We start from the raw sequence: 22244 nt of genomic DNA on the forward strand, positions 1-22244 counted from the left end.
AAATAATGACAATACAGAAAATAAAACCCGTACTTGTTTTTGATGTAAACGAGACCTTACTCGATATGACTCCTCTGAAAAAAGCAGTTAATACACTTTTGAGCGAAGAGCAAGGATTCCGCATCTGGTTTGGAATGCTCTTACATTATTCCACAGTTTCAAACAGCATTAATGAATATCATAATTTCACTACTATTGCAGCTGCAACACTGGAAATGGCAGCGACGTCAATGCATAAAAAAGTAACGGAAGATGAAATTAAAGAAACATTGTCAGTTATTAAATCATTGCAAACTTATCCCGATGTGATCAAAGGCTTGCAACTTTTAAAAGAATATGGTTTCCGGCTAATAACCCTAACCAACTCCCCTGAAAGTGCTTTAAATGAACAGTTAAAAAACTCTAATTTAACGATATATTTTGAGCAAGCATTAAGTATTGACACTATAGGAAAATACAAGCCAGCTAAAGAAACCTATTTATGGGCAGCAGAAAAACTAGCTGTAAAACCTGACGAAATGCTAATGATTGCAGCACATGGTTGGGATCTAGCTGGTGCTTCACATGCTAGATTAGCAACTGGTTTTATAGCTCGTGAAGGACAAGCATTATATAATTTATCCAAAAAGCCGGATTTTGTGGCTAATGATATTCTAGTAATGGCAGAGCAATTAGTTGCGGCTTATACCGAATAATCCAGTTTGATAAAAACTAAAAAGGGCGTTAGTTTAAAATTAAACCAACGCCCTTTTTTTGAACAAATAATTAACCAACCATTATTTCGATTCTTTGAATAACATCGCTGCCGAATTCATACAGTATCTTAGTCCCGTGGGATTAGGTCCATCGTCAAAAAGATGCCCTATATGTCCATCACAACGGGCACATACAATTTCTCCACGCACCATCCCTAAACTTTTATCAACTACTTCTTTTACCCTATTTGGATTAATTACATCGTAAAAACTTGGCCATCCAGTACCTGAATTAAATTTTGTTTTGGAGTCAAACAAGGGTAATTTACAAGCTGCACAAAAATAATGTCCCTTTTTATGGTTGTTATTAAATTCATTTTGAAAAGGGCGCTCCGTGCCTTTTTTTCTAAGAACATAATATTGATTCTCTGTCAAGATTTTCTTCCATTCAGCATCCGTTTTCACCACTTTTTTCAATGAAGTATCTGTCAGTGATAATATGGGTTGTTGTTGCGCAGTTTTTTCCATTGCAGTGACTGCTTCATCACTTTTACTTGCTTGCATGCACGCCATAAAACTAATTGCAATAAATGGCAGTGCTAGCATTTGTTGGTATATTTTCATGATTTTTATGATTTAGGTTTTAATTTTCCTTTATATGTTTTTTTGAATTTGTTGTACCTAGGTAAAGAAACTCCTTTTACATAAGGTTGATTAGGGTTTAGTTTCACATAATTTTGGTGATATTCTTCTGCCTCATAAAAATCAGTTAAGGGTTTTACCTCTGTCACAATCGGATTTGCAAATACTTTATTGGTGGTAAGTTCTTTAATTTTATTCTCAATTATTTGCTTCTCTGCTGCATTTCGATAAAAAGCTATCGAACGGTACGAAGAACCTTTATCTGGCCCCTGCTGATTGGGAGTTGTAGGGTCTTGAGACGCAAAAAATACATTTACTAATTCCTTGAAAGAAACAATTTTCGGATCGTAATAAACCGCTATTGATTCTGCATGACCCGTTCTGTTAGTTCCTACTTGTTCATAGGAAGGATTTTTTATAGATCCACCAGCGTAGCCAGAAACTGCTTCGTCAACTCCTACTACAGCTTCAAAAACGTGTTCGCTACACCAAAAACACCCCTCGGCAAAAACCGCAATGGCTTTTCCTTTTTTAGGTTCTAACGACAACTTCTTAGTTTGTGCATTAGAATTACAACTCACTATTGTAAATAAAACTAATACATACCCTGCTATTTTATTTTTCATAATCTTAATGGTTTTAAACTAATATACGACAGTTTAGCTGTTGTGGTTTTTAAACAATTCTTAAAAGTTTGTTAGTTTTTCAACTCATCTTTAAAAAATAAAATTCGATAATCAATTCTTTCAAAATAATTATTAACAACAACCTCCACCGTTATAATGAAAAGTACTTTCGCTAATGTAAATATCCTTTCTTTCCAGACTAGCTAATGCCCCTGCCGTTTTATCACAAACTGCCAACGGCTGATTTTTCAGTAGAAAATGCCCATTTTGGTCATCAAAATGGTCTTCTTTTCCAAAATAAATAGCAGCTTTACCTGTAAATACACAGGGACCGTCAGCCGGCATTGGGTCTTTGATAGCGCACACTTCTATACTCTCTATAAAAATAAGTTCCTCGGTAGGATAGTTTTCTGGATCTAATATTCTATACGGTCTACGACCACGAATTTCAATTGTTCCAAAACCTACATCTGTCAATGCTTTGATATATTCTGCAATTGGAATACTTCCGCTTAAACACAAGGCTCTTAAATGATCATCATTTCGCAAGGTTTCATTCATTTCTTGCTCACATGTCGGGTCACTCATAACCAAACGGCCATGTGGCTTTAATACACGATACATTTCTTTTAGTGCTTTGTTTAAATCTTCGGCTTTAAAGATGTTAAAAAGACAATTTTGTGCGGCTACATCGATAGTTTCGTCATCAATTGGTAGATTTAAAGCATCCCCTTTTTTTAGCTCTACAAACTCACTTTTAAACCAATCGTTTTGCTCTTCAGCAAGAATGAAGTTTTTACGAGAGGCTTCCAGCATTTCATCTACTACATCTACTCCTATTACTCCTCCTTTTTGTCGAGAAAAATAAGAAAATTGTAATAGCTCCATTCCGCCACCAACACCTACATACAGAATTTTAGGGTTATTAATTAAATCTTGAGCTGATATGGTACTTCCGCAACCATAGTTCATTTCTTGCATAATCATCGGAATCTCCAAACCTGGGAATTTCCAAATTGGTGTCGTAGTACAACAAAGTCCCACATCAGGAGTTAAGGCTGCATTTTTATATAAATCGGTAGTAGCGTCTAAATAGCTCATAATTCAAAGTGTTTTTTAATGGACAATTAATCTAATATTTGTATCAAAGTCTTAAATAGGGTAATCATTTTTGGCTCAGCCGCCCCTGCAATTGCAATAATTTCAGGAATATTTACCGGTTTTAGATTATCAGGATCGCATTCATCTGTTAAAACCGAAACAGCGATAACGGGCAATCTCAAATGATTGGCTACAATAACTTCTGGAACGGTACTCATCCCAACGGCATCAGCGCCAATAACTTTTAAATAACGGTATTCAGCTCGGGTTTCTAATTGTGGTCCCACTACGGCTGCATAGACTCCTTTGTGAAGCGTTATCGCATTTTCTTTGGCTACAGCCAAAATTTTAGCATTTAAATCTTCATCATAGGGCGCACACATATCTGTGAATCTGTCTCCAAAATCACCTACCGTTGCAAATGCCAAAGGTGAACCTCCTTGCAAATTGATATGATCGTCAAGCAGCATTAAATCTCCTTTTTTATAATTTAAATTGATCGCACCTGCCGCATTCGAAATAAATAATTTGGTAATGCCCAGGGCTTTTAAAACTCTAACTGGAAAGGTAATCTCTTGCAAAGTGTAGCCTTCATACAAATGAAAACGTCCCTGCATTACTACTACTTTTTTATTTTCTATTGTTCCAAACAGCAATTTTCCGGAGTGAAATTCTACTGTCGAAACCGGGAAATTTGGAATATCACTATAATTAATCTCAGCTTCAATATTGATATGACTTACTAATTGCCCTAAACCTGTTCCTAGTACAATTCCTATTCCTGGTGATAAAAATCCTTTTCCCTTTAAAAAATCTACTGTCGTATGTATTGTCTCTATATTCATATTTGTAAAAAAGTGCATTATGCAACGGCACCTTGACAACTACTGCCCGCACCTGCTGTACAGCCATAACAATGCTGTGAGATTAATATGGTTCTATTGGTTAAGCTCTTTTCGTTAAACATAGAAATATGATTTTCTTTGGAAGCTACTTTCAATCCTAACATTTGATTAAAATCGCAGTCATAAAGCCAACCGTCATAACTAACCGAAATTGTATTGGTACACATCACATTAGCCACCGCATCAGGGTTGAAAGCCTCTACTAAGGCATACATGTAATCTTCATAATTATCTGATGCTATTAGATAATCTAAAAACCTACTAATAGGTAAGTTTGTAATGGCAAAAAGAGAATGGAAATCAATATCAAAATCTTCTTTTAATGCTTTCTTAAAATCTTTTTCTAGCGTTTTTTGATCTGTTGGCAAAAAAGCTCCTGACGGGTTGTAAACCAAATCCAGTTTCAAGTTGCTATCAGGTTTTCCGTAACCAACGTCATTTAACATTTGTAATGCCTTAATCGATTTATCAAAAACACCATCGCCACGCTGCTTGTCTGTCTTCTCTCTTTTGTAAAAAGGTAAAGAAGAAATTACATGGATGTTATGTTTGGCAAAAAACTCTGGCAAATCATGGTATTTCTTATTGGCTAAAATAATCGTCAAATTAGATCGCACAATAAAATCCTGTACTCCAAGTTTTGAAGCTTCTTCTACAAACCATCTAAAATTCGGATTCATTTCTGGTGCTCCACCTGTTAAATCTAAAGTATGAACGCCGGTATTTTTTATGACATCAAGGCACTGTTGCATGGTTTCAACAGTCATAATTTCTTTACGGTCCGGACCTGCATCAACATGGCAATGCGCACAAACTTGGTTGCACATATAGCCTACATTAAGTTGCAGAATCTCAATCTTTTTTGGCCGTATAGGGAATTGATTTGATGATTTTATCTTTTCAGAAAAGGTAGGCAAACTACCATCTTCAAAAATACCTGTCGAAAGAATTTCTAATTGTTTTTCTGTTTTAGAAAGTGCACTTTTTATAGCGTGAAGTGATTTTAAGGTCATTGTATTTTAGTTAAAACTATTTAATTACATCGATAATTTATCGTACTTATTCATCATTTGAACACTGTGAACAAGTGTTGCTCCACCTCTTATTGCTGCAGCTACATGCACAGCTTCCATCATTTCTTCTTTGGTAATTCCTCTTTTTAATCCGTCTCCAGTGTAAGCATCAATACAATACGGGCATTGAACGGTATGAGAAACGGCTAAAGCAATCAGTGACTTTTCACGAGCTGACAGACTTCCTTCTTCGAAAACTTTTCCGTAATAATCAAAGAATTTACTTCCTAGTTCTTCATTCCAATCGCTTATTTTACCAAATTTTTTAAGATCTGCAGGGTCGTAATATGTTTTTTCCATTATGTCATTTTTTTAGATTGTTATCAAAAATACAATCTTGAATTGAAGATTACTATTTCCCTTACATTAAAATTGTCTTTTTGGGCTACAGCCAAAAATCAAAGTGTACATTGATCTTTCTAAAACCTAATGCAATTAACAGTGAAAAATAATTCATCATGCAATTCACGGTTAAATTGACGGAACAAAATCGGTTTCCTGACAATAAAACTCCTTATTAAAAAAAACAGCTTTAAGCCCTGATTCATAAAACTTTAACTGCAGTTGCATTAAGTTTTTAAACTAAAACACAATTTTCAGAAAAAGTATCGTAAATAAAAACTACCAATGAAGTTATAGTGCGAGCTTTTACTAATATAGCATGTTAAATCTTATAGAAATAATAAAAAAACAAACCCAAAATACAATAAATTTACAAACTTGAACTGTTCCAATAAATACCTATGTCAAAAGTAAAACTACGTTTAGATAAAACCTGCCTCAATTGCAATCATGTTGTCGATCAACGATATTGTCCTAATTGTGGACAGGAAAACACCCTAAGCCGTAAATCTTTTCATCATATCTTCATTCATTTTTTCGAAGATTTAACCCATTATGACAATGCATTTTGGCGGACAATTATTTATTTATTTTTCAAACCAGCCGCCTTGACTAAAGCTTATATGTCAGGAAAGCGTTTGTCTTTTTTAGCTCCAATACGACTCTATATATTCATCAGTTTTGTTACTTTTTTGTTGATTTCTTTGTTTCCTGATCATCCAGAAGAAGTAGTTCTAGAACCTACAGCAATAAAGGAGCAAGTAGTAATTCCCACCATAGATTCTTTACATATCGAAGAGAAAAGCGTCGATGGATTAACAAAAGTGGGCTTGCTGTCTCAACAGAATAATGACACCATAAAAAAAATATTAAAGCAAACCACGAGCATTATTAAAATCGATAGTACTCCTACAACTGATTCCGTTATTAAGAAAGAAGTAGCAGATTTTGGCTATAAATCCTTGACGGAATTAGACTCTATCCAAAAACATGGTAGCGACGAAGTAAAAGTAAGCGACACTGAATATTGGTTTCTTAGAAAGTGGCTGGCCGTAAAACAAGAAAACACAAATGAGGAAATCGTAGAAAAGTTCACAAACTCATTTGCCTATAATTTACCCAAGTTATTATTTATGTATATGCCTATTTTTGCTTTAGTTTTATGGCTTTTTCACGATAAGAAAAAGTGGTTTTACTTTGACAGTGGCATCTTTACTTTACATTATTTCTCCTTTCTACTTTTACTAATCTTAACCCTATTTTTTATTGATAAATTACTACCATTATTTGGAAAGAGCCCAGCGGTCGAATGGATTCATTTTAGTTTAAGAACTATGGGGATATTTTGGATGATTTATTATTTTTTTCCAGCACATCGTCGTTTTTATGGAGAAAAATTCTTTGTCTCCTTGTTTAAAAGTAGTATTATAATCCTTATCAACTTAGTTGCAATTACGTTGATATTAATACTTTTTGCATTGTATACTTATAGCAACATTCATTAAAAAAAGATCATTATTTGCTTTAATCAATGCTTATAGTCCAGATTAGGTGGAATAAAAAAGTAGCTATCCATTGTCTTCTTCCAAATTATTGTGGTTATCACCGCCAATGCTGTAATGGTTATTTTCTTCATCTTCACTCCCTATTTCCTCTTGTGCATCGTCTAACTCTGCACCAGGAATGTCTAAATCTCCACCTACCATGTCTTCCTCAAAATCTTTCTGATTTAGTTCGCTTCGATTATTTATTTCAACAGGAATCTTATTTTTGCTAATATCAGCTGGATTGATGTCACTCTCTTTGTGTAACTGATTGTAAATATCTTCGCTTGGTGGATAGTTTAAAGAATCTGCTATTTCATCTTTATTTACTTGTTCTGCTTTAGAAGATTTAGTGTCTGAATTTCCATCTTGCTTTTTCATCTTTTCAAAGGATTTAACTAATTAATAAACAACACACTAAGTTACTATTTTTTTTTTATTCAAACCTTGATGATTAAGCAATTCATTCCCTCTAAATTTTTTATTCTAAAGATTTAACTCCGTTCATTTATTCAAATAATTTTTAGAGATAAAAATAAAAAAGTGTCCCTCCTTTTAAAGTTTATATCCAAATAAATGACTAAATTTAACTACACAAAACGTGTTTAATTATCATGTGTTTTTTATATCAATCTTAAAATTGTAAAATCATGAGCTTACTAGCAGAAAATGTAATTCCAGGAATTCACGGTAAAGTTTTTGGGACTAATGCAATGAAAGAAAACGAGCTAATCGAAATTAAAACCAGATTACTTAAACTAGAGGGAATTAATGATATTGTCTTGAACATCGAAATATTTCCAAGAGAGTTTACGATATACACTAATAAAATCGTTTCAATAAAAGACATTGAGAATGCAGTAAAATCTGTGGGCTTTCATGCTATCCCAAAATAAGCCTTTAAGCTATAGTCCTTAATTCGATAAAAAAATACCGCTACGTTCTGCCAATTTCATTTGCGCGCTACGCTACCTCATACTAGTTTCATTGATTTGTGAAAATAATTACGCTAACATTAGTTTTTTATTTCAGTATATCGTAATATTGCAATATAAATATATCACAATGGGAATTACTAAAACAGAACATTTTACCGAAGATCAAAATGAGTTGGCAATCTTAGCTAAAGCTATTGGACATCCTGCTCGTATTGCTATTATACAGCACCTCATAAAAGTAAACAGCTGTGTTTGTGGTGACATTGTAAACGAATTACCACTGGCACAACCTACGGTATCACAGCATTTGAAGGAATTAAAAAACGCTGGACTCATAAAAGCTAGTTTTGAAGGAAATGCTATTTGCTATTGCCTTGACGAAGTGGGCTTCAATAAAATAAGAGGCTTCTTTCAACATGTGGATACTTATTTAGAAAACAGAAAAAATCAATGTTGCTAATTATAAAATTATAAGAATATGAAATTATCAGAAATTAAAAAACAGCTAAACACATTAGAAAATGTAACTTTTCAGCTACCAAACGGCACTTATGTTCCAGAACATTTTCACGTTACCGAAGTAGGTTTAATTACCAAAAAATTCATTGACTGCGGTGGTAAATTGCGAAATGAAACCGTGGTAAACTTCCAGTTGTGGGATGCCAATGATTTTGAACACCGTTTAAAACCAAAGAAACTATTGGATATTATTACATTGTCTGAAAAAGTTTTAGGCATTGAAGATTTCGAAATTGAAGTAGAATACCAAGCAGAGACTATTGGTAAATACGACTTAGGTTTTAACGGAAAGGATTTTGTTTTAGTAAACAAACAAACGGCCTGTTTAGCAGAAGATGCCTGTGGCATCCCGCAGGAAAAGCAAAAAATAAAACTATCTGAAATTCCAAGTCAAACAAATAGCTGCACTCCTGGAGGAGGCTGTTGTTAACTAAAAATTTATTCTATAAATGACTAAATCAAATACTGGGATATTCCCTTCGATACAAAATGAAATTCGTGCTTTTCAATTTGAAGCTATTTCGCCCGAACGTAAAGCTATACTACTACCACTTATCAATTTTATACAAGAGAAAGTAAATAAGAAGCAAGAAATCCGACTCAACTTTATATGTACCCACAATTCAAGAAGAAGCCATTTATCTCAAGTTTGGGCACAAACAGCAGCGGCACATTTCAATGTGAAAAATGTTTTTTGCTATTCGGGAGGAACTGAAGCTACCGCATTGTTTCCTGTGGTTGCAAAAACATTAGAGCAAACAGGGTTTCAAGTTGCAACTCTTTCTGAAGGAACGAATCCGGTTTACAGCATAAAATATGCAGCCAATGAACATCCAATTATCTGTTTTTCTAAAACCTATGATGATTATTTCAACCCGCTTTCCGATTTTACAGCGATATTGACTTGCTCACAAGCAGATGGCGGTTGTCCTTTTATTGCTGGTGCAGAGAAACGAATCACAATCACCTTCGAAGATCCAAAGGCATTTGACAATACTACACAACAGGAAGAAAAATACAAAGAAAGAAGCACTCAAATTGCTACAGAGCTTTTTTACGTCTTCTCACAAATAAATTTATAATATGTCTGCCAATAATTGCACTCCCGCATTAAACCGAAAAAAACTGGGATTTCTAGATAGTTATTTAACACTTTGGATATTCCTTGCCATGGCAATAGGCGTTGCTATTGGTAATTTCATTCCTTCAAGCTCAAATTTCATCAATTCGTTTTCCTCTGGAACCACTAATATACCTCTGGCAATTGGGCTTATCCTGATGATGTATCCGCCCTTGGCAAAAGTGAAATACGAACAAATGGGCGAAGTCTTTAAAAACACAAAAGTTTTAGGCGCTTCCTTATTTTTGAATTGGGTTCTTGGTCCAATATTAATGTTTGTCCTAGCGCTGCTTTTTTTGAAGGACTATCCTGAATACATGGTTGGTGTAATTCTTATCGGCTTAGCGCGTTGCATAGCCATGGTCGTGGTTTGGAATGATCTTGCCGATGGAAATCGGGAATATGCAGCCGGACTAATTGCCTTAAACAGTATTTTTCAAGTAGTATTATATAGTGTCTATGCTTATGTTTTTATTACGGTACTTCCACCCTACTTTGGTTTTACTGCTTTTGATATCAATATTAGTATTGCTCAAATCGCAGAAAGCGTCGGAATCTATTTAGGAATTCCATTTGCATTGGGAATCATAAGTAGATATGCTTTAATACATTTAAAAGGAGAAGAATGGTTCCAGAATAAGTACGTACCTTTTATCTCGCCCATTACTCTTATCGCTTTATTATTCACGATTGTAATCATGTTTAGTTTAAAAGGAGAATTGATTGTTCAAATTCCGATGGATGTAGTTCGAATCGCCATTCCTTTGATAATCTACTTCACTATGATGTTTGTGCTGAGTTTTATGGTTGGGAAATACTTTGGTGCCGATTATTCTAAAAGTACTGCAATTGCATTTACCGCAACGGGGAACAACTTTGAGTTAGCGATTGCGGTTGCCATCGGCGTATTTGGAATCAACAGCGGTCAGGCTTTTGCTGGCGTTATAGGACCGTTAGTAGAAGTTCCAGCATTAATTGCTTTGGTAAATGTTGCTTTTTGGTTTCGAAAAAAATATTATCCAGCGACTGTATAAAGAATTAATATATCGTCTAAATATAAAAACCATCCTTTTATCGTCAAATAAGCGGATGGTTTATTTTTTTTAGGAGTTATTACAACTTAGTTGATTTACCCACAGTCAAATAAATATGGTTGTTGGGATATAAGAACTCCATCTTCGTGTTCTGATTGTTAATTTTCATATCCACAGTGCCTTTCTCATTTTGCAAGGAATAAAGCATGTAATTAGGATCTGGAGCATAGACCACAGACTTTATAATTTTATATTTCAATTTCATATTGGTAAAAAAGAAAACCACATCATTCTTTTTTCTATCGAGAAACACAAAGGAATATTCATTTCCCGAAACATCACATTCCCCTGTCCTAAATGGAGCTTCGTCAACACAATAGCGTTGCACATTAAAAACCTGTTCTTGAGAATAGATAGCACCAGACAACAACAACATTGAGACAATATACTTCCTGGTTTTTGTTTTTTACAATTGTAGCACAGTAATACAACCTGCTCGATTGATACAATTCTCATGCCATTTAAAACAAGCGATAGCGTAGCTCGATGTATTTTTGTCTAAAGAAACGTCGTACTACTATCGGATTTAAAAAAAAATCGTTCCTTTGAAAACAGTTTTGCAAAAGTTAAGCAAAAATTTGAAGTTGAATTAAAATACAGATCAAAGTAAATTCTATATAAATCATGAGTTTGAAAACAAACATTAACGCATTAAGACGTCAATTAATGCGTAAGCTTACTAAAAACGTTGGTACTTCACAATTTGATAAAAACGTTGATTTGTCAAAAGTGAAGTTTAAAAAAATTCTAATTTGCAGACCAAACCCCCGATTAGGAAACCAATTGTTGATCACTCCGCTCGTGCAAGACGTTATTACCACTTTTCCAGATTGTGAAATAGACTTATTCGTGAACGGTGGTTTAGCCCCTATTATATTCGAAAATTATACAAACATAAACCGAATAATTAGACTTCCTCGAAAGCCGTTTAAAGAGATTACAAAATACGTAAAAGGATGGTTGTCTCTAAAGAAGTATAGTTATGACATTGTCATTAATGTAGTCGAAAACTCTTCGTCTGGAAGATTATCTGCTCAATTTGTGAATTCAAAATACAAGTTTTTTGGCGATGATGTTGATGCTGTTCAACAAAAACACAACGATTATGAGCACATTGCTAAATATCCAGTCTATAATTTTAGACACTATTTGACTAAACTTGGATTTAAGGAAAACAACAGCGCTGTTCCTAACTTAGACTTAAAACTAAGCGATTCAGAACTTGCTGAAGCCAAAAAGATATTACATAGCATTGTGCAAAATGACAAAAAGACCATTGCCATCTTTACTTTTGCAACTGCAGACAAATGCTATTCAGAAGCATGGTGGGCACCGTTTTATGATCGATTGCTAGCAGAATATCCAGATTACAATATTGTTGAAGTTTTACCTGTTGAGAATGTATCGCAAATAGGTTTCAAAGCACCAACATTTTATAGTAAAGACGTTCGAGAAATAGGAGCGTTAATTGCAAATACCGAAGTGTTTATAGGTGCAGACAGTGGAATTATGCATCTTGCTAGTGCATCAAAAACGCCTACAGTGGGACTTTTTTCTCGTGACAATATAAAAATGTATCAGCCCTATAACGACAAGAGCGTGGCGATAGATACCAATACCGATTCTGTTGAAGATTTCATTACTGCAATTAATAAAATTCTTAGATAGTACTGAAGTTTAGAAAGTTGAAGCAGTTACCATCGTTTCTCATAATTTAGAAAATGCAATCGAAAACTTCTATCGTAATTACATTTTAGACGTCTTTTACAGATCTAAAAACACTATTTCACTCAATACAAATTTTTGAAAAATGGATTCGATGAAAGTCGAATCCATTTTTTTATTGGGTATGCATTTGTTTTATTACTTTTACAACTCATAAAAACATAACTATGTCTGTCGCAAAAAAAGATTACAAAAGAATTACCACTAAGTCATTGATCGAAATGAAAGCTAATGGGGAAAAAATCTCTATGCTTACCGCTTATGATTTCACCATGGCCAAAATTGTGGACCAAGCCGGTATTGATGTTATTCTTGTGGGTGATTCTGCTTCCAATGTGATGGCTGGTCATGAAACAACGCTGCCTATTACTTTAGACCAAATGATATACCACGCTTCTTCCGTTGTTAGAGCAATAGAAAGAGCCTTAGTTGTGGTAGATTTACCTTTTGGAAGTTATCAGTCTGACCCAAAAGAAGCCTTACGATCTTCGATCAGAATTATGAAGGAAAGCGGTGGACATGCCGTAAAACTAGAAGGCGGAAAGGAAATTAAAGAGTCAATAAAAAAAATATTAAACGCCGGTATTCCAGTAATGGGACATTTGGGTTTAACACCGCAATCAATTTATAAATTTGGGACCTATACTGTTCGTGCCAAAGAAGAAGAAGAAGCAGACAAATTAGTCGAAGATGCTCAATTGCTGGAAAGGCTAGGTTGTTTTGCTTTGGTACTAGAAAAAATACCAGCACATTTAGCCGAAAAAGTAGCCAAAAGTATTTCGATTCCCGTAATAGGAATTGGTGCTGGAGGTGGCGTTGACGGACAAGTACTTGTTATTCATGACATGTTAGGGATGAACAATGAATTTAGTCCTCGTTTCTTAAGGAGATACATGAATTTATATGAAGGAATGACAACTGCAATTGGTCAGTATGTTGCCGATGTAAAATCAAGTGACTTCCCTAACGAAAAGGAACAATATTAATAATTAGAAAGAAACTTTTAAGTAGTAACAGCGTATAGCTGGCAACCAATTTTAAAAATTCCTTTTTTTTTGTATTCCAATGAAGGAACAGCATTAACTAATGAAAGAGATATCAAACAAGAATAACCTTCAAGTTCTTCATGAAGACAACCATATTATTGTGGTAAACAAGCGTGTGGGCGACATCGTTCAAGGAGATAAAACAGGAGACAAGCCACTCTCTGAAGTCGTAAAAGAATATATCAAAGAAAAATACAGCAAGCCTGCTGAAGTTTTCCTAGGTGTGGTACACCGTTTAGACAGACCCACAACTGGAATTGTAGTTTTTGCTCGAACCAGCAAAGCATTAACTCGTTTAAATGAATTATTCAAAAACAGAGAAACGCAAAAAACCTATTGGGCGATTGTAAAAAACAAACCAGCTAACCCGACAGATAAATTGGTTCATTATATTAAAAGAAACGAGAAGAATAATACTTCAAAAGCGCATATAAAAGAAGTTCCTGATAGTAAATTAGCGAGCTTGGATTATACCGTTTTTAAAGAATTAAACAATTATTTCGCTTTAGAAATCAATTTACATACTGGAAGACACCATCAAATTAGAGCGCAATTATCGGCAATAGGTTCTCCAATAAAAGGAGATTTAAAATATGGTTTTGACCGCAGCAATCCTGATGGCGGTATTCATTTGCATGCACGAAAATTAGTATTCATTCACCCAGTCACTAAAGATGTATTATCGATAACTGCCCCAGTACCAAATGAAGTAATCTGGAATGCACTATAAATTAAGTTGAATAAAGAATCATTTTTAGAATTTAAGAATTAACTTGCATGTAATTTATTTATCCAAATTTATAATGAACTATAAAACTAATATAGAATTTAGAAAAGAGACTTTAATAAAGCTACTCAATACCATTATAGTTCATGAAGATGAGATTATTAAAGCACTTTATGATGATTTTAAGAAGCCCGCTTTTGAAGCGGTGCTCACAGAAACCAGCTATGTTATTTCGGAATTAAAAGATACAATTAAGAATTTGAGTACGTGGGCAAAGCCAAAAAAGGTTTTTCCGTCCATACTTAATTTTCCCTCCACAGATTATATTTATAAAGAACCTTATGGAAAAGTACTGATAATTGCTCCTTGGAATTACCCGTTTCAATTGGCTCTTTGCCCTTTGGTATCAGCATTGGCTGCAGGAAATCAAGTCGTACTTAAACCGTCTGAGTTAACACCAAATACTTCAACAATTATTGCAAAAATAATTGCAATGACATTCCAAGTCAATCATGTAGAAGTTGTTCAAGGTGGTGTGGATGTGTCCAAAAATTTACTTTCGCAACGCTGGGATTACATCTTTTTTACGGGAAGTGTCCCTGTTGGAAAAATAGTGGCAAAGGCAGCAGCAGAACATCTTACTCCAGTTACATTAGAACTTGGTGGTAAAAACCCATGCATTGTTGACGAAACCGCCAATTTAAAACTCGCGGCCAAAAGAATAGTTTGGGGGAAATTTATAAATGCAGGGCAAACGTGTATTGCTCCTGACTATATCTTGGTTCAAAAAGATATGAAAACTAAGTTTATTGGCTATTTAAAAGAGGAAATAACCGCTGCCTATAGCGATAAACCAGAACAATCTCCTGATTATGCCAGAATTGTCAATACTAAAAATTGGCAACGCCTAACAGAAATGATTGACCATGAAAAAGTCATTTTTGGTGGTCAAACAAATGAGTCAGACTGTTATATCGCTCCAACACTTATTGACGAGTCAGATATCGACAGCCTGATTATGAAAGATGAAATATTTGGTCCATTGTTACCCATTCTCGAATATTCGAGTGATGCCGACTTGCAGACCGTGATTTCAAAATATGAAAAGCCATTGTCTCTGTATATATTTACAGATAATAATGTGTTTGCAAAACAAATCATTCAAGATTACTCTTTTGGAGGAGGTTGTATAAATGATACTGTAGTTCATTTTTCGAATAAAAGACTGCCGTTTGGCGGCGTAGGTCATAGTGGGATTGGCGCTTATCATGGTTCCTTAAGTTTTGATGTTTTTTCACATAAGAAATCAATTGTAAAAAAAGCAAATTGGCTAGATTTACCCATGCGTTACGCTCCTTACAAAGACAAATTAGCCACAATCAAGAAATTATTGAAATGGATATAGTTAACGAGAGATCAGTCAGCGAAGCCATACAATATAGGCGCTCTGTGCGTGTTTTTAAAAGCGAAGCTCTCGATGATGATAAAGTAAAAGAATGCATCCACTTAGCTACACTCGCACCAACGAGTAGTAATATGCAACTTTGGGAATTCTATCAAATTACTACTCCTAAAGTTTTAGAACAAATTACAACGGCTAGCTTTAATCAAAATGCGGCAAAAACGGCAAACCAAATGGTGATTGTTGTCGCTAGAAAAGATTTATGGAAGAAAAGAGTTCAATCAAATATCGCTTTCTTAAAATCGCAGTTTGGTGATAAATCAGCTGCAGATTATTCGAAAAGAGAAAAATTTGCCTTAAACTATTATCAAAAGATTGTACCTACTCTCTATTTTGATTTCATAGGAATTCTGGGAGCACTAAAGTTTCTTGCTTTCCAAATCATTGGAATATTCAAACCCATATATAGAGAAGCCAGACTAAGTGATATGCGAATTGTTGCGCAAAAAAGCGCTGCACTAGCCGCACAAAATTTTATGATAAGTATGGCAGCTATAAATTACGACACTTGTCCTATGGAAGGTTTTGATTCTCTGAGAATAAAAAAAATATTAAATTTACCGGCTGCAGCTGAGATTAATATGATCATCGGATGTGGAAGACGAGAAGAATCTGGCGTTTATGGAGAACGGTTTAGAGTTCCATTTGAAGAAGTCTTCTTTAAAATATAATCAATTACTACTATTTTAACCAAAAATTAAAACCAATAAAAAATGAGCTTGAAGCAAAACCGATTAGAGGAATTAGTACGCAATGGATATCAGCTGGATTTTGCTGATGTATTTAACAAAGCATTTGAAAATTATAAAAAAATAGCGCTCTATGCAGGACTTATGATCTTTGTATTTGCCGTTATTGCTTTTATTGTGATAGCGAGTGTCGGAATCGCATTTGTAGGAATGGCTTCCTTTTCTCAAGAATCAATAGAGGGCCTAGGTCGTAGTTTAGAAACTCTTAATGGAACTTCACTACTAATCTACGTGGGAGTATCGATTTTATTTTCCAGTTTACTTAGTCCATTACAAGCTGGCTTAATAAAGATGGCCTATTGTGCTGAAAGAGATGAAGAATTTCATGTTTCAACCGTTTTTAGCTACTATAGCACAAAGTATTTCGCCCAAATTTTTATTGCAACATTTCTTATTCTTGTATTGAGTAACGCAATATCAATGGGATTAAACTATACAGGCGTTATTCTCCTGGGACCTATGATTTCTCTTGCCATATCTTTTTTCACCATATTGACTATTCCACTAATCATTTTTAGTGATTTGACAGCGGTAGAAGCTATAAAATATAGTTTTTCAATTGTATTAAAACAACCTCTTATTCTGCTTGCTCTTATAGTTGTCGCAATAATTGGGTCAATGGTTGGATTTATAGGATGTTGTATTGGAGTTTTTTTTACACTACCTTTTATTTACTCGATGTACTATGCCATGTATAGCGAAATTATCGGGTTTGATCAAGATTTAGAAATCTAAAATAGTCATTATAAAAAAAGCCTTAATTTATCGAATTAAGGCTTTATTTATCTGAAATAAATTCTTACTTTTCTCTTGATTTTTAATATAGCTAGATTTCCCAAATCAACTCCCTTAACCTAAGTACTTTTTATGCTATTAAATAATGGTATTCAAATAGATTATTTTTCCAGTTTAAATAGTTTTGTCTACTATGCCAGTTATTTGGGTACAACATCAAATCAATTACTTGATCGCATTTCTTTTAATCAAAATCTATTTAGTTCCATAATTCCTTTTATTTATTTTTTTATTTTTTTATTGATTTTTAGGTTTCACCGAATCAAATACAATCTAAGCAGCAAGTTTATAGAAAATTATGCTAGTAAAAAATCTAGAAATAAAGAATGCCAACTCTATTTTTTATTTATTGGAGCTATAATGTTAATCTTGGAAATCACATTCGAGATTTTCAAAGTAAGACCCAAAAGTTTATTTATAAACAATATTGTTATTGCAACAGTTCTAATTGCGATACATTTTCTAAGTAAGAAATCGTCCTTTGTATTTAAGCATCTAGAACTAATATTTCGTTTTGTATATCTGAGCACTTTTATCTATGTAACTCGAAATTTAGTTTTTTCACCTTCAGATGGCATACCCATCATAACCTTTCTGTTGTTCATTTTCTTTTCCTACAATGTATTAAAACCAGTGAAAATATATTGGCTTTTTATTGCTACTGCTTTTATCTTCCTGGCTTCGCTTATTCTATTTCAATTAGTTCCTCGTCAGTCAATCCTATTAGTATTCAATTATTCTTTAATTATTGTAGGTATTAACTATGTGAGACACGTGTCTTCATTAGATATCAATGACAAATTTCATTTTTACAACCAAATTATCCATAAAGGGAATTCATTAGTAATGGCTATTAATAAAAATCAAGAAATAGTATTTTGTAGTGAAAACATTGAGTCTGTTTTAGGATATTCAGTTGATGAGGTTATGGGATTGGGCTATTTGAAATTGACGGACGAGCTCAAAACTCCAGAGGAAGAACGGAAATGGAACCTTCAAAATAATAATACGTTTACTCGAAAAGTACGATGTAAAAACGGAGAGGAAAAGATTATTCGATGGAACAACAAAAAATATTCAGATAATTTAATTATCGGGATCGGACAGGATATAACTAACGAAATTCAAATTCACAATCAGTACAAAAATTTGATCGAAACCGCTACTGATTTAATTTATGAAATTGATTTTGATGGCAAACTAAAATTTGCTAATAATTTTATATTAAAAACGCTGGGATACAATGAAAGCGAAATTCAAGATAAACATTATTCTTTTTTTATACGAAAAGATTATATTGACAAAATAATTCCTTTTTACAAAAATTTTAAAGAAATTGATTTTGAATTTCCCTTAGTTGAAATTCCAATATTAAAAAAGAATAGAGAAACAATCTGGATTTCGCAAAAAGTAACTATTAATAGAAATGATTCTGGCAAAATAGTTAGTTATTCCGCAATTGGTAGAGACATTACTTATTTGAAAAATATTGAAAAAGAAGAAAGCGAAAGACAGCTAAAAAATTTAAAATACAACGCTACTCTCAAAGGATTTACAGCTAAAAGTTATTCAAACAATGAAGGATTAGAATCTAAACTAAAATCGATTTTAGAAATTACAACTAAAACAATTGGCGTAGAACGAGCGAGTTACTGGAATTATTTTGAAAATAAGTTGCAGTGTGTACAACAATATGATTTAACAAATAATGAATTCACAAACAATCAAGAGCTCTTAAAAAGTTCCTTTCCAAAATATTTTTCAGCAATTGAAAATAAAAACCAAATTGTAGCATCTAATGTTCATAACAATGAAATCACAAAAGAATTAGGTGTTATTTATATCAATGCTAATAGAATTGTTTCGCTTCTCGATACTCCCGTTTTTATTAACGGTAGCTTAAAAGGGCTTATCTGCCTTGAAGTTACAGCAGAAGGAAAACAATGGGATAGTGAAGATATCAATTTTTCAAGGTCAATTTCTGATATCATTGCAATCGCTTTCGAATCTGAAATGCGTATGGAAATCGAAAATAAATTGCAATATAAGAGTGAGCTTTTATCGGCTATGACATTGTGCACCGAAAAATTCTTGAGTAGTAAAGATATCAACGCTATTTTCTCAGATGTACTTATTATCATGGGGAAAACGACTAAATCGAAAAGAGTTTACTATTATGAAAATAATCCAGAAACCGAGCTAATCAGCCAAAAATACAGATGGATTTTTGATAACGAAACCTTAACTGCAATAAATCCCAATCTTCAAAACATATCCTATGATTACTTTGAAGAGCTATTACATCCTTTATTAAATAATGAAATCTATAGTGCCAAAGTAGGCGAAATTGAGAATGACTCTTTGAGGAATAAGCTTATAAATTTAGAAGTAAAATCCTTAATTCTTTTTCCTGTTTTTGTCAAAAATAAATTTCATGGCTTTTTAGGATTTGATGATTCAACTGAACAAAGAAATTGGTCAGAGGACGAAATCAATATTCTACAAACCTTAGCACGTAACATTGCTACCACCATAGAACGACTTATAAATGAAACTGCCATTTATGACAGTGAAGAAAAGTTCCGTTTTTTAGCAAATAACATCCCTGGAACAGTCTATTTGGCTAAATATGATGCAACTGCCACTAAAATTTATATCAACGATGAAATTGAAAAATTAACAGGTTATTCAAAATCTGACTTTCTTTCTAATAAACTACGATTTATAGACTTAATTGTTCCTGAAGACAGAGACGAAATTGTACGAGACCAATTCAAGACTATTGAAAATGGCAAGCCCATCCATTCAATTTATAAAATTATAAGAAAAAACAAGGAAATTGCTTGGGTAGAAGAATTTGCCGAAGCAATATTTAAGGACGGAAGCATCGCCTATATCGAAGGAATTTACATCGATATTACGGAGAAAAAACAGGCTGAAAATGCTTTAAAAGACCTTCAATATGCAGAAGCAGCAAATAAAGCAAAATCAGAATTTTTGGCTAATATGAGCCACGAAATCAGAACTCCTTTGAATGGAATAATTGGATTTACAGATCTATTAATGAAAACTAAACTTGAAGTAATTCAAGAGAAACATATGATTACCGTTAATCAATCAGCACATTCTTTACTAGGAATTATAAATGACATCCTTGATTTTTCTAAAATTGAGGCGGGAAAACTTGATTTACTTATCGAAAAGCATCCGATTAGAGACATCTTAAACCAAATTATTGATTTAATCCATTTCGAATCCAATCAAAAAAAGCTTCAATTAGATCTTATAATATCTCCCGAAATACCTATCTACTTATGGGTAGATAGCATTCGTTTAAAACAAATCCTGATAAACCTTCTAGCTAATGCAGTGAAATTTACAGAAAAAGGTTTTGTAAAACTCGAAGTTTCAATGATCAGTACTACCCATTGCACAAGTGGAATTCGTTTTGCCGTAATCGATTCCGGAATTGGAATTTTAAAGGAAAATCAAGCGAAGATTTTTAAAGCCTTCTCCCAAGAGGACAACTCCACAACTAAAAAATTTGGAGGTACTGGATTAGGTCTCACGATATCTGATAAGTTGTTAGCACTTATGGACAGCCAATTAAAACTCGATACTGAGATAGGAATTGGTAGTACTTTCTATTTCGATTTAGAATTAAAAACTACTAACGAACCCGAAGAAGAAACAATTCTTCTAAATAGTAATGCTATTGTTATCGAAGATGTAGCTCTTAATACGGTTGATTATTCTAAAGCAGTAAAAATAATGATCGTCGAGGATAACAAAATCAATATGCTATTACTCAAAACAATTATAAAAAACGTTCTTCCTAAAGCCGTTTTTTATGAAATCGTTAATGGATTAGAGGCTGTTAATCAGTTTGAAAACATATACCCTGACCTCATTTTTATGGACATACAAATGCCACTAATGAATGGCTATGAAGCGACAAAAGCAATTAGAAAATTACATTTAAGGGCATCAATGCCTATAATCGCAATAACGGCAGGAACTGGCATCGAAATTTTTGACAAATGTATTGCTGCAGGAATGAATGACTATATTTCAAAACCAATTGTAAAGACAGTAATCGAAGATGCCTTAATTAAATGGGCTATTTCGTAGACTATTTAAATGTGTATCTTCTAATTAAAAAATTGCTTATCTTAGGTACCTATTTTTAGAAGCAAAAAGGAATCCAAAATTGAAATCATATGAGGTGGAAAGGACGTAGACAAAGCGACAACGTAGAAGACAGACGAGGAATGTCTTCTGGCGGTAAAACAATTGTAGGTGGAGGAATTATAGGCGTTATTATATTACTGATAAATGTTTTTGGAGGCGAAAATGCACAAATCGTGGGTAACATCTTAGAACAAACTCAAGGCAACCAACCTGCACAAACAGAAGAAAGAGCACTAACAGCTGTAGAACTTGAAGAGCAAGCCTTCATCAAAACAGTATTAGCCGATAATGAAGATGTTTGGACAAAAATTTTTAATGAAAATAATCTAGAGTACAGAAAGCCAAACATTGTATTATTCAGTGGCGCAGTGCAAACACGATGTGGTAATGCCACCTCCGATTCTGGTCCTTTCTATTGTCCAGCAGACCAAAAGGTTTACATGGATTTAGCTTTTTTCGAAGAATTAAAAACTCGATTTGGAGCTCAAGGTGGAGATTTTGCAACCGCTTATGTAATTGCACATGAAATAGGACATCATGTTCAAACTTTATTAGGAACATCTGATAAAATGCGTCAGATGCAACAAGGTAAAAGCAAGGCTGAAGCCAATAAATTATCTGTGGCTCTGGAATTACAAGCCGATTTTTATGCCGGAATTTGGACGCATTACAACCAGCAAATGAATAATATTTTAGAAGATGGCGATCTTGATGAAGCTTTAAGCGCCGCACATGCAGTAGGCGACGATGCAATTCAATCTAAAATGCAGGGGCATATTGTCCCAGAATCATTTACTCACGGCACATCCGAACAACGAAAGTACTGGTTCATGAAAGGCTATAAAACTGGAGATATCACTCAAGGAAATACTTTTGACGAAATCAGATAAAAAGTAAAGACACACAATCATTAAAATCGGGAAATCTCCCGATTTTTTTTGTTCCCAACT

General features: G+C 33.7%; 23 protein-coding genes. 15 read left to right on the top strand and 8 right to left on the bottom strand.

Annotated features, from left to right (window positions below):
* Positions 1-5 precede the first annotated feature (5 nt).
* Positions 6-695: a haloacid dehalogenase type II gene (locus tag FQU23_RS10285; protein WP_147673743.1), complete on the top strand. Its 690-nt coding sequence runs from the start codon at positions 6-8 to the stop codon at positions 693-695.
* An 81-nt stretch (positions 696-776) separates the two neighbouring features.
* On the opposite strand, the gene msrB is transcribed toward FQU23_RS10285, so the two are convergent.
* From msrB to FQU23_RS10315, 6 genes are all read right to left on the bottom strand, one after another.
* The gene (gene msrB, locus FQU23_RS10290; RefSeq protein WP_245181105.1) at positions 777-1319 is read right to left on the bottom strand and encodes a peptide-methionine (R)-S-oxide reductase MsrB; all 543 of its coding nucleotides are present in this window, start codon (positions 1317-1319) and stop codon (positions 777-779) included.
* A gap of 5 nt (positions 1320-1324) precedes the next feature.
* Entirely contained in the window at positions 1325-1963 is a 639-nt protein-coding gene (gene msrA, locus FQU23_RS10295) for a peptide-methionine (S)-S-oxide reductase MsrA (RefSeq protein WP_147673744.1), read from the bottom strand.
* Positions 1964-2095: 132 nt separating this feature from the next.
* Positions 2096-3064: an arsenosugar biosynthesis arsenite methyltransferase ArsM gene (gene arsM, locus FQU23_RS10300; protein ID WP_147673745.1), complete on the bottom strand. Its 969-nt coding sequence runs from the start codon at positions 3062-3064 to the stop codon at positions 2096-2098.
* 26 nt (positions 3065-3090) lie between these two features.
* Positions 3091-3909: a purine-nucleoside phosphorylase gene (locus FQU23_RS10305; RefSeq protein ID WP_147673746.1), complete on the bottom strand. Its 819-nt coding sequence runs from the start codon at positions 3907-3909 to the stop codon at positions 3091-3093.
* Between the two features lie 17 nt (positions 3910-3926).
* The gene (arsS, locus tag FQU23_RS10310) at positions 3927-4982 is read right to left on the bottom strand and encodes an arsenosugar biosynthesis radical SAM (seleno)protein ArsS (protein WP_147673747.1); all 1056 of its coding nucleotides are present in this window, start codon (positions 4980-4982) and stop codon (positions 3927-3929) included.
* 24 nt (positions 4983-5006) lie between these two features.
* Positions 5007-5342 (bottom strand): arsenosugar biosynthesis-associated peroxidase-like protein, encoded by a 336-nt coding sequence (locus tag FQU23_RS10315; protein WP_132111333.1) that lies wholly within the window; start codon positions 5340-5342, stop codon positions 5007-5009.
* Between the two features lie 443 nt (positions 5343-5785).
* Here FQU23_RS10315 and FQU23_RS10320 point away from each other — a divergent pair, with 443 nt between their 5' ends.
* Positions 5786-6889, top strand: a complete 1104-nt coding sequence (locus FQU23_RS10320; protein ID WP_147673748.1) for a DUF3667 domain-containing protein — start codon at positions 5786-5788, stop codon at positions 6887-6889.
* Positions 6890-6952: 63 nt separating this feature from the next.
* On the opposite strand, the gene FQU23_RS10325 is transcribed toward FQU23_RS10320, so the two are convergent.
* Positions 6953-7309, bottom strand: a complete 357-nt coding sequence (locus FQU23_RS10325; protein WP_147673749.1) for a hypothetical protein — start codon at positions 7307-7309, stop codon at positions 6953-6955.
* Positions 7310-7578: 269 nt separating this feature from the next.
* Between FQU23_RS10325 and FQU23_RS10330 the strand changes: the two genes are divergently transcribed.
* The 5 genes from FQU23_RS10330 to arsB all read left to right on the top strand — a co-directional run bounded on the left by FQU23_RS10330 (position 7579) and on the right by arsB (position 10539).
* Positions 7579-7824: a heavy-metal-associated domain-containing protein gene (locus FQU23_RS10330; RefSeq protein WP_147673750.1), complete on the top strand. Its 246-nt coding sequence runs from the start codon at positions 7579-7581 to the stop codon at positions 7822-7824.
* Positions 7825-7993: 169 nt separating this feature from the next.
* On the top strand, positions 7994-8326 hold the full coding sequence (locus FQU23_RS10335; RefSeq protein ID WP_147673751.1) for an ArsR/SmtB family transcription factor: 333 nt from the start codon (positions 7994-7996) through the stop codon (positions 8324-8326).
* 18 nt (positions 8327-8344) lie between these two features.
* On the top strand, positions 8345-8815 hold the full coding sequence (locus FQU23_RS10340) for a DUF6428 family protein (protein WP_147673752.1): 471 nt from the start codon (positions 8345-8347) through the stop codon (positions 8813-8815).
* A 19-nt stretch (positions 8816-8834) separates the two neighbouring features.
* Entirely contained in the window at positions 8835-9467 is a 633-nt protein-coding gene (locus FQU23_RS10345) for a low molecular weight phosphatase family protein (RefSeq protein ID WP_147673753.1), read from the top strand.
* A 1-nt stretch (position 9468) separates the two neighbouring features.
* Positions 9469-10539 (top strand): ACR3 family arsenite efflux transporter, encoded by a 1071-nt coding sequence (gene arsB / locus FQU23_RS10350; RefSeq protein ID WP_147673754.1) that lies wholly within the window; start codon positions 9469-9471, stop codon positions 10537-10539.
* A 79-nt stretch (positions 10540-10618) separates the two neighbouring features.
* On the opposite strand, the gene FQU23_RS10355 is transcribed toward arsB, so the two are convergent.
* Complete coding sequence (locus tag FQU23_RS10355; protein ID WP_147673755.1) at positions 10619-10975, bottom strand: hypothetical protein; 357 nt, start codon at positions 10973-10975, stop codon at positions 10619-10621.
* A 248-nt stretch (positions 10976-11223) separates the two neighbouring features.
* Between FQU23_RS10355 and FQU23_RS10360 the strand changes: the two genes are divergently transcribed.
* The 8 genes from FQU23_RS10360 (at position 11224) to FQU23_RS10395 (ending at position 22184) form a co-directional block, all read left to right on the top strand.
* Positions 11224-12267, top strand: coding sequence for a glycosyltransferase family 9 protein (locus tag FQU23_RS10360; protein ID WP_147673756.1), 1044 nt, complete (start codon positions 11224-11226; stop codon positions 12265-12267).
* 224 nt (positions 12268-12491) lie between these two features.
* Positions 12492-13310, top strand: a complete 819-nt coding sequence (panB, locus tag FQU23_RS10365) for a 3-methyl-2-oxobutanoate hydroxymethyltransferase (protein ID WP_132111313.1) — start codon at positions 12492-12494, stop codon at positions 13308-13310.
* 100 nt (positions 13311-13410) lie between these two features.
* Positions 13411-14100, top strand: coding sequence for an RluA family pseudouridine synthase (locus tag FQU23_RS10370; protein ID WP_147673757.1), 690 nt, complete (start codon positions 13411-13413; stop codon positions 14098-14100).
* A gap of 73 nt (positions 14101-14173) precedes the next feature.
* A complete protein-coding gene (locus FQU23_RS10375) occupies positions 14174-15502 on the top strand; it encodes an aldehyde dehydrogenase (protein ID WP_147673758.1) in 1329 nt (442 codons plus the stop codon).
* On the top strand, positions 15493-16230 hold the full coding sequence (locus FQU23_RS10380; protein ID WP_147673759.1) for a nitroreductase family protein: 738 nt from the start codon (positions 15493-15495) through the stop codon (positions 16228-16230). Before FQU23_RS10375 ends, FQU23_RS10380 begins: the two co-directional genes overlap by 10 nt.
* 42 nt (positions 16231-16272) lie before the next feature.
* Positions 16273-17043: a hypothetical protein gene (locus tag FQU23_RS10385; protein WP_147673760.1), complete on the top strand. Its 771-nt coding sequence runs from the start codon at positions 16273-16275 to the stop codon at positions 17041-17043.
* 693 nt (positions 17044-17736) lie between these two features.
* On the top strand, positions 17737-21234 hold the full coding sequence (locus tag FQU23_RS10390; protein ID WP_165425759.1) for a PAS domain S-box protein: 3498 nt from the start codon (positions 17737-17739) through the stop codon (positions 21232-21234).
* Between the two features lie 89 nt (positions 21235-21323).
* Positions 21324-22184, top strand: coding sequence for a neutral zinc metallopeptidase (locus tag FQU23_RS10395; protein ID WP_147673762.1), 861 nt, complete (start codon positions 21324-21326; stop codon positions 22182-22184).
* The last annotated feature ends 60 nt before the right edge of the window (positions 22185-22244 follow it).

The sequence above is a fragment of the Flavobacterium sp. XN-5 genome (assembly GCF_008033395.2).
Classification (GTDB): Bacteria; Bacteroidota; Bacteroidia; order Flavobacteriales; family Flavobacteriaceae; genus Flavobacterium; species Flavobacterium hiemivividum.

Coding starts and splice junctions, on each gene's coding strand:
- FQU23_RS10305 (WP_147673746.1), bottom strand. CDS start 3,909: ATGAATATAGAGACAATACATACGACAGTAGATTTTTTAAAGGGAAAA.
- FQU23_RS10375 (WP_147673758.1), top strand. CDS start 14,174: ATGAACTATAAAACTAATATAGAATTTAGAAAAGAGACTTTAATAAAG.
- FQU23_RS10285 (WP_147673743.1), top strand. CDS start 6: ATGACAATACAGAAAATAAAACCCGTACTTGTTTTTGATGTAAACGAG.
- FQU23_RS10395 (WP_147673762.1), top strand. CDS start 21,324: ATGAGGTGGAAAGGACGTAGACAAAGCGACAACGTAGAAGACAGACGA.
- FQU23_RS10325 (WP_147673749.1), bottom strand. CDS start 7,309: ATGAAAAAGCAAGATGGAAATTCAGACACTAAATCTTCTAAAGCAGAA.
- FQU23_RS10330 (WP_147673750.1), top strand. CDS start 7,579: ATGAGCTTACTAGCAGAAAATGTAATTCCAGGAATTCACGGTAAAGTT.
- arsB (WP_147673754.1), top strand. CDS start 9,469: ATGTCTGCCAATAATTGCACTCCCGCATTAAACCGAAAAAAACTGGGA.
- FQU23_RS10385 (WP_147673760.1), top strand. CDS start 16,273: ATGAGCTTGAAGCAAAACCGATTAGAGGAATTAGTACGCAATGGATAT.
- FQU23_RS10315 (WP_132111333.1), bottom strand. CDS start 5,342: ATGGAAAAAACATATTACGACCCTGCAGATCTTAAAAAATTTGGTAAA.
- FQU23_RS10345 (WP_147673753.1), top strand. CDS start 8,835: ATGACTAAATCAAATACTGGGATATTCCCTTCGATACAAAATGAAATT.
- arsM (WP_147673745.1), bottom strand. CDS start 3,064: ATGAGCTATTTAGACGCTACTACCGATTTATATAAAAATGCAGCCTTA.
- msrA (WP_147673744.1), bottom strand. CDS start 1,963: ATGAAAAATAAAATAGCAGGGTATGTATTAGTTTTATTTACAATAGTG.
- FQU23_RS10355 (WP_147673755.1), bottom strand. CDS start 10,975: ATGTTGTTGTTGTCTGGTGCTATCTATTCTCAAGAACAGGTTTTTAAT.
- FQU23_RS10370 (WP_147673757.1), top strand. CDS start 13,411: ATGAAAGAGATATCAAACAAGAATAACCTTCAAGTTCTTCATGAAGAC.
- FQU23_RS10335 (WP_147673751.1), top strand. CDS start 7,994: ATGGGAATTACTAAAACAGAACATTTTACCGAAGATCAAAATGAGTTG.
- FQU23_RS10340 (WP_147673752.1), top strand. CDS start 8,345: ATGAAATTATCAGAAATTAAAAAACAGCTAAACACATTAGAAAATGTA.
- msrB (WP_245181105.1), bottom strand. CDS start 1,319: ATGAAAATATACCAACAAATGCTAGCACTGCCATTTATTGCAATTAGT.
- FQU23_RS10380 (WP_147673759.1), top strand. CDS start 15,493: ATGGATATAGTTAACGAGAGATCAGTCAGCGAAGCCATACAATATAGG.
- FQU23_RS10320 (WP_147673748.1), top strand. CDS start 5,786: ATGTCAAAAGTAAAACTACGTTTAGATAAAACCTGCCTCAATTGCAAT.
- panB (WP_132111313.1), top strand. CDS start 12,492: ATGTCTGTCGCAAAAAAAGATTACAAAAGAATTACCACTAAGTCATTG.
- arsS (WP_147673747.1), bottom strand. CDS start 4,982: ATGACCTTAAAATCACTTCACGCTATAAAAAGTGCACTTTCTAAAACA.
- FQU23_RS10360 (WP_147673756.1), top strand. CDS start 11,224: ATGAGTTTGAAAACAAACATTAACGCATTAAGACGTCAATTAATGCGT.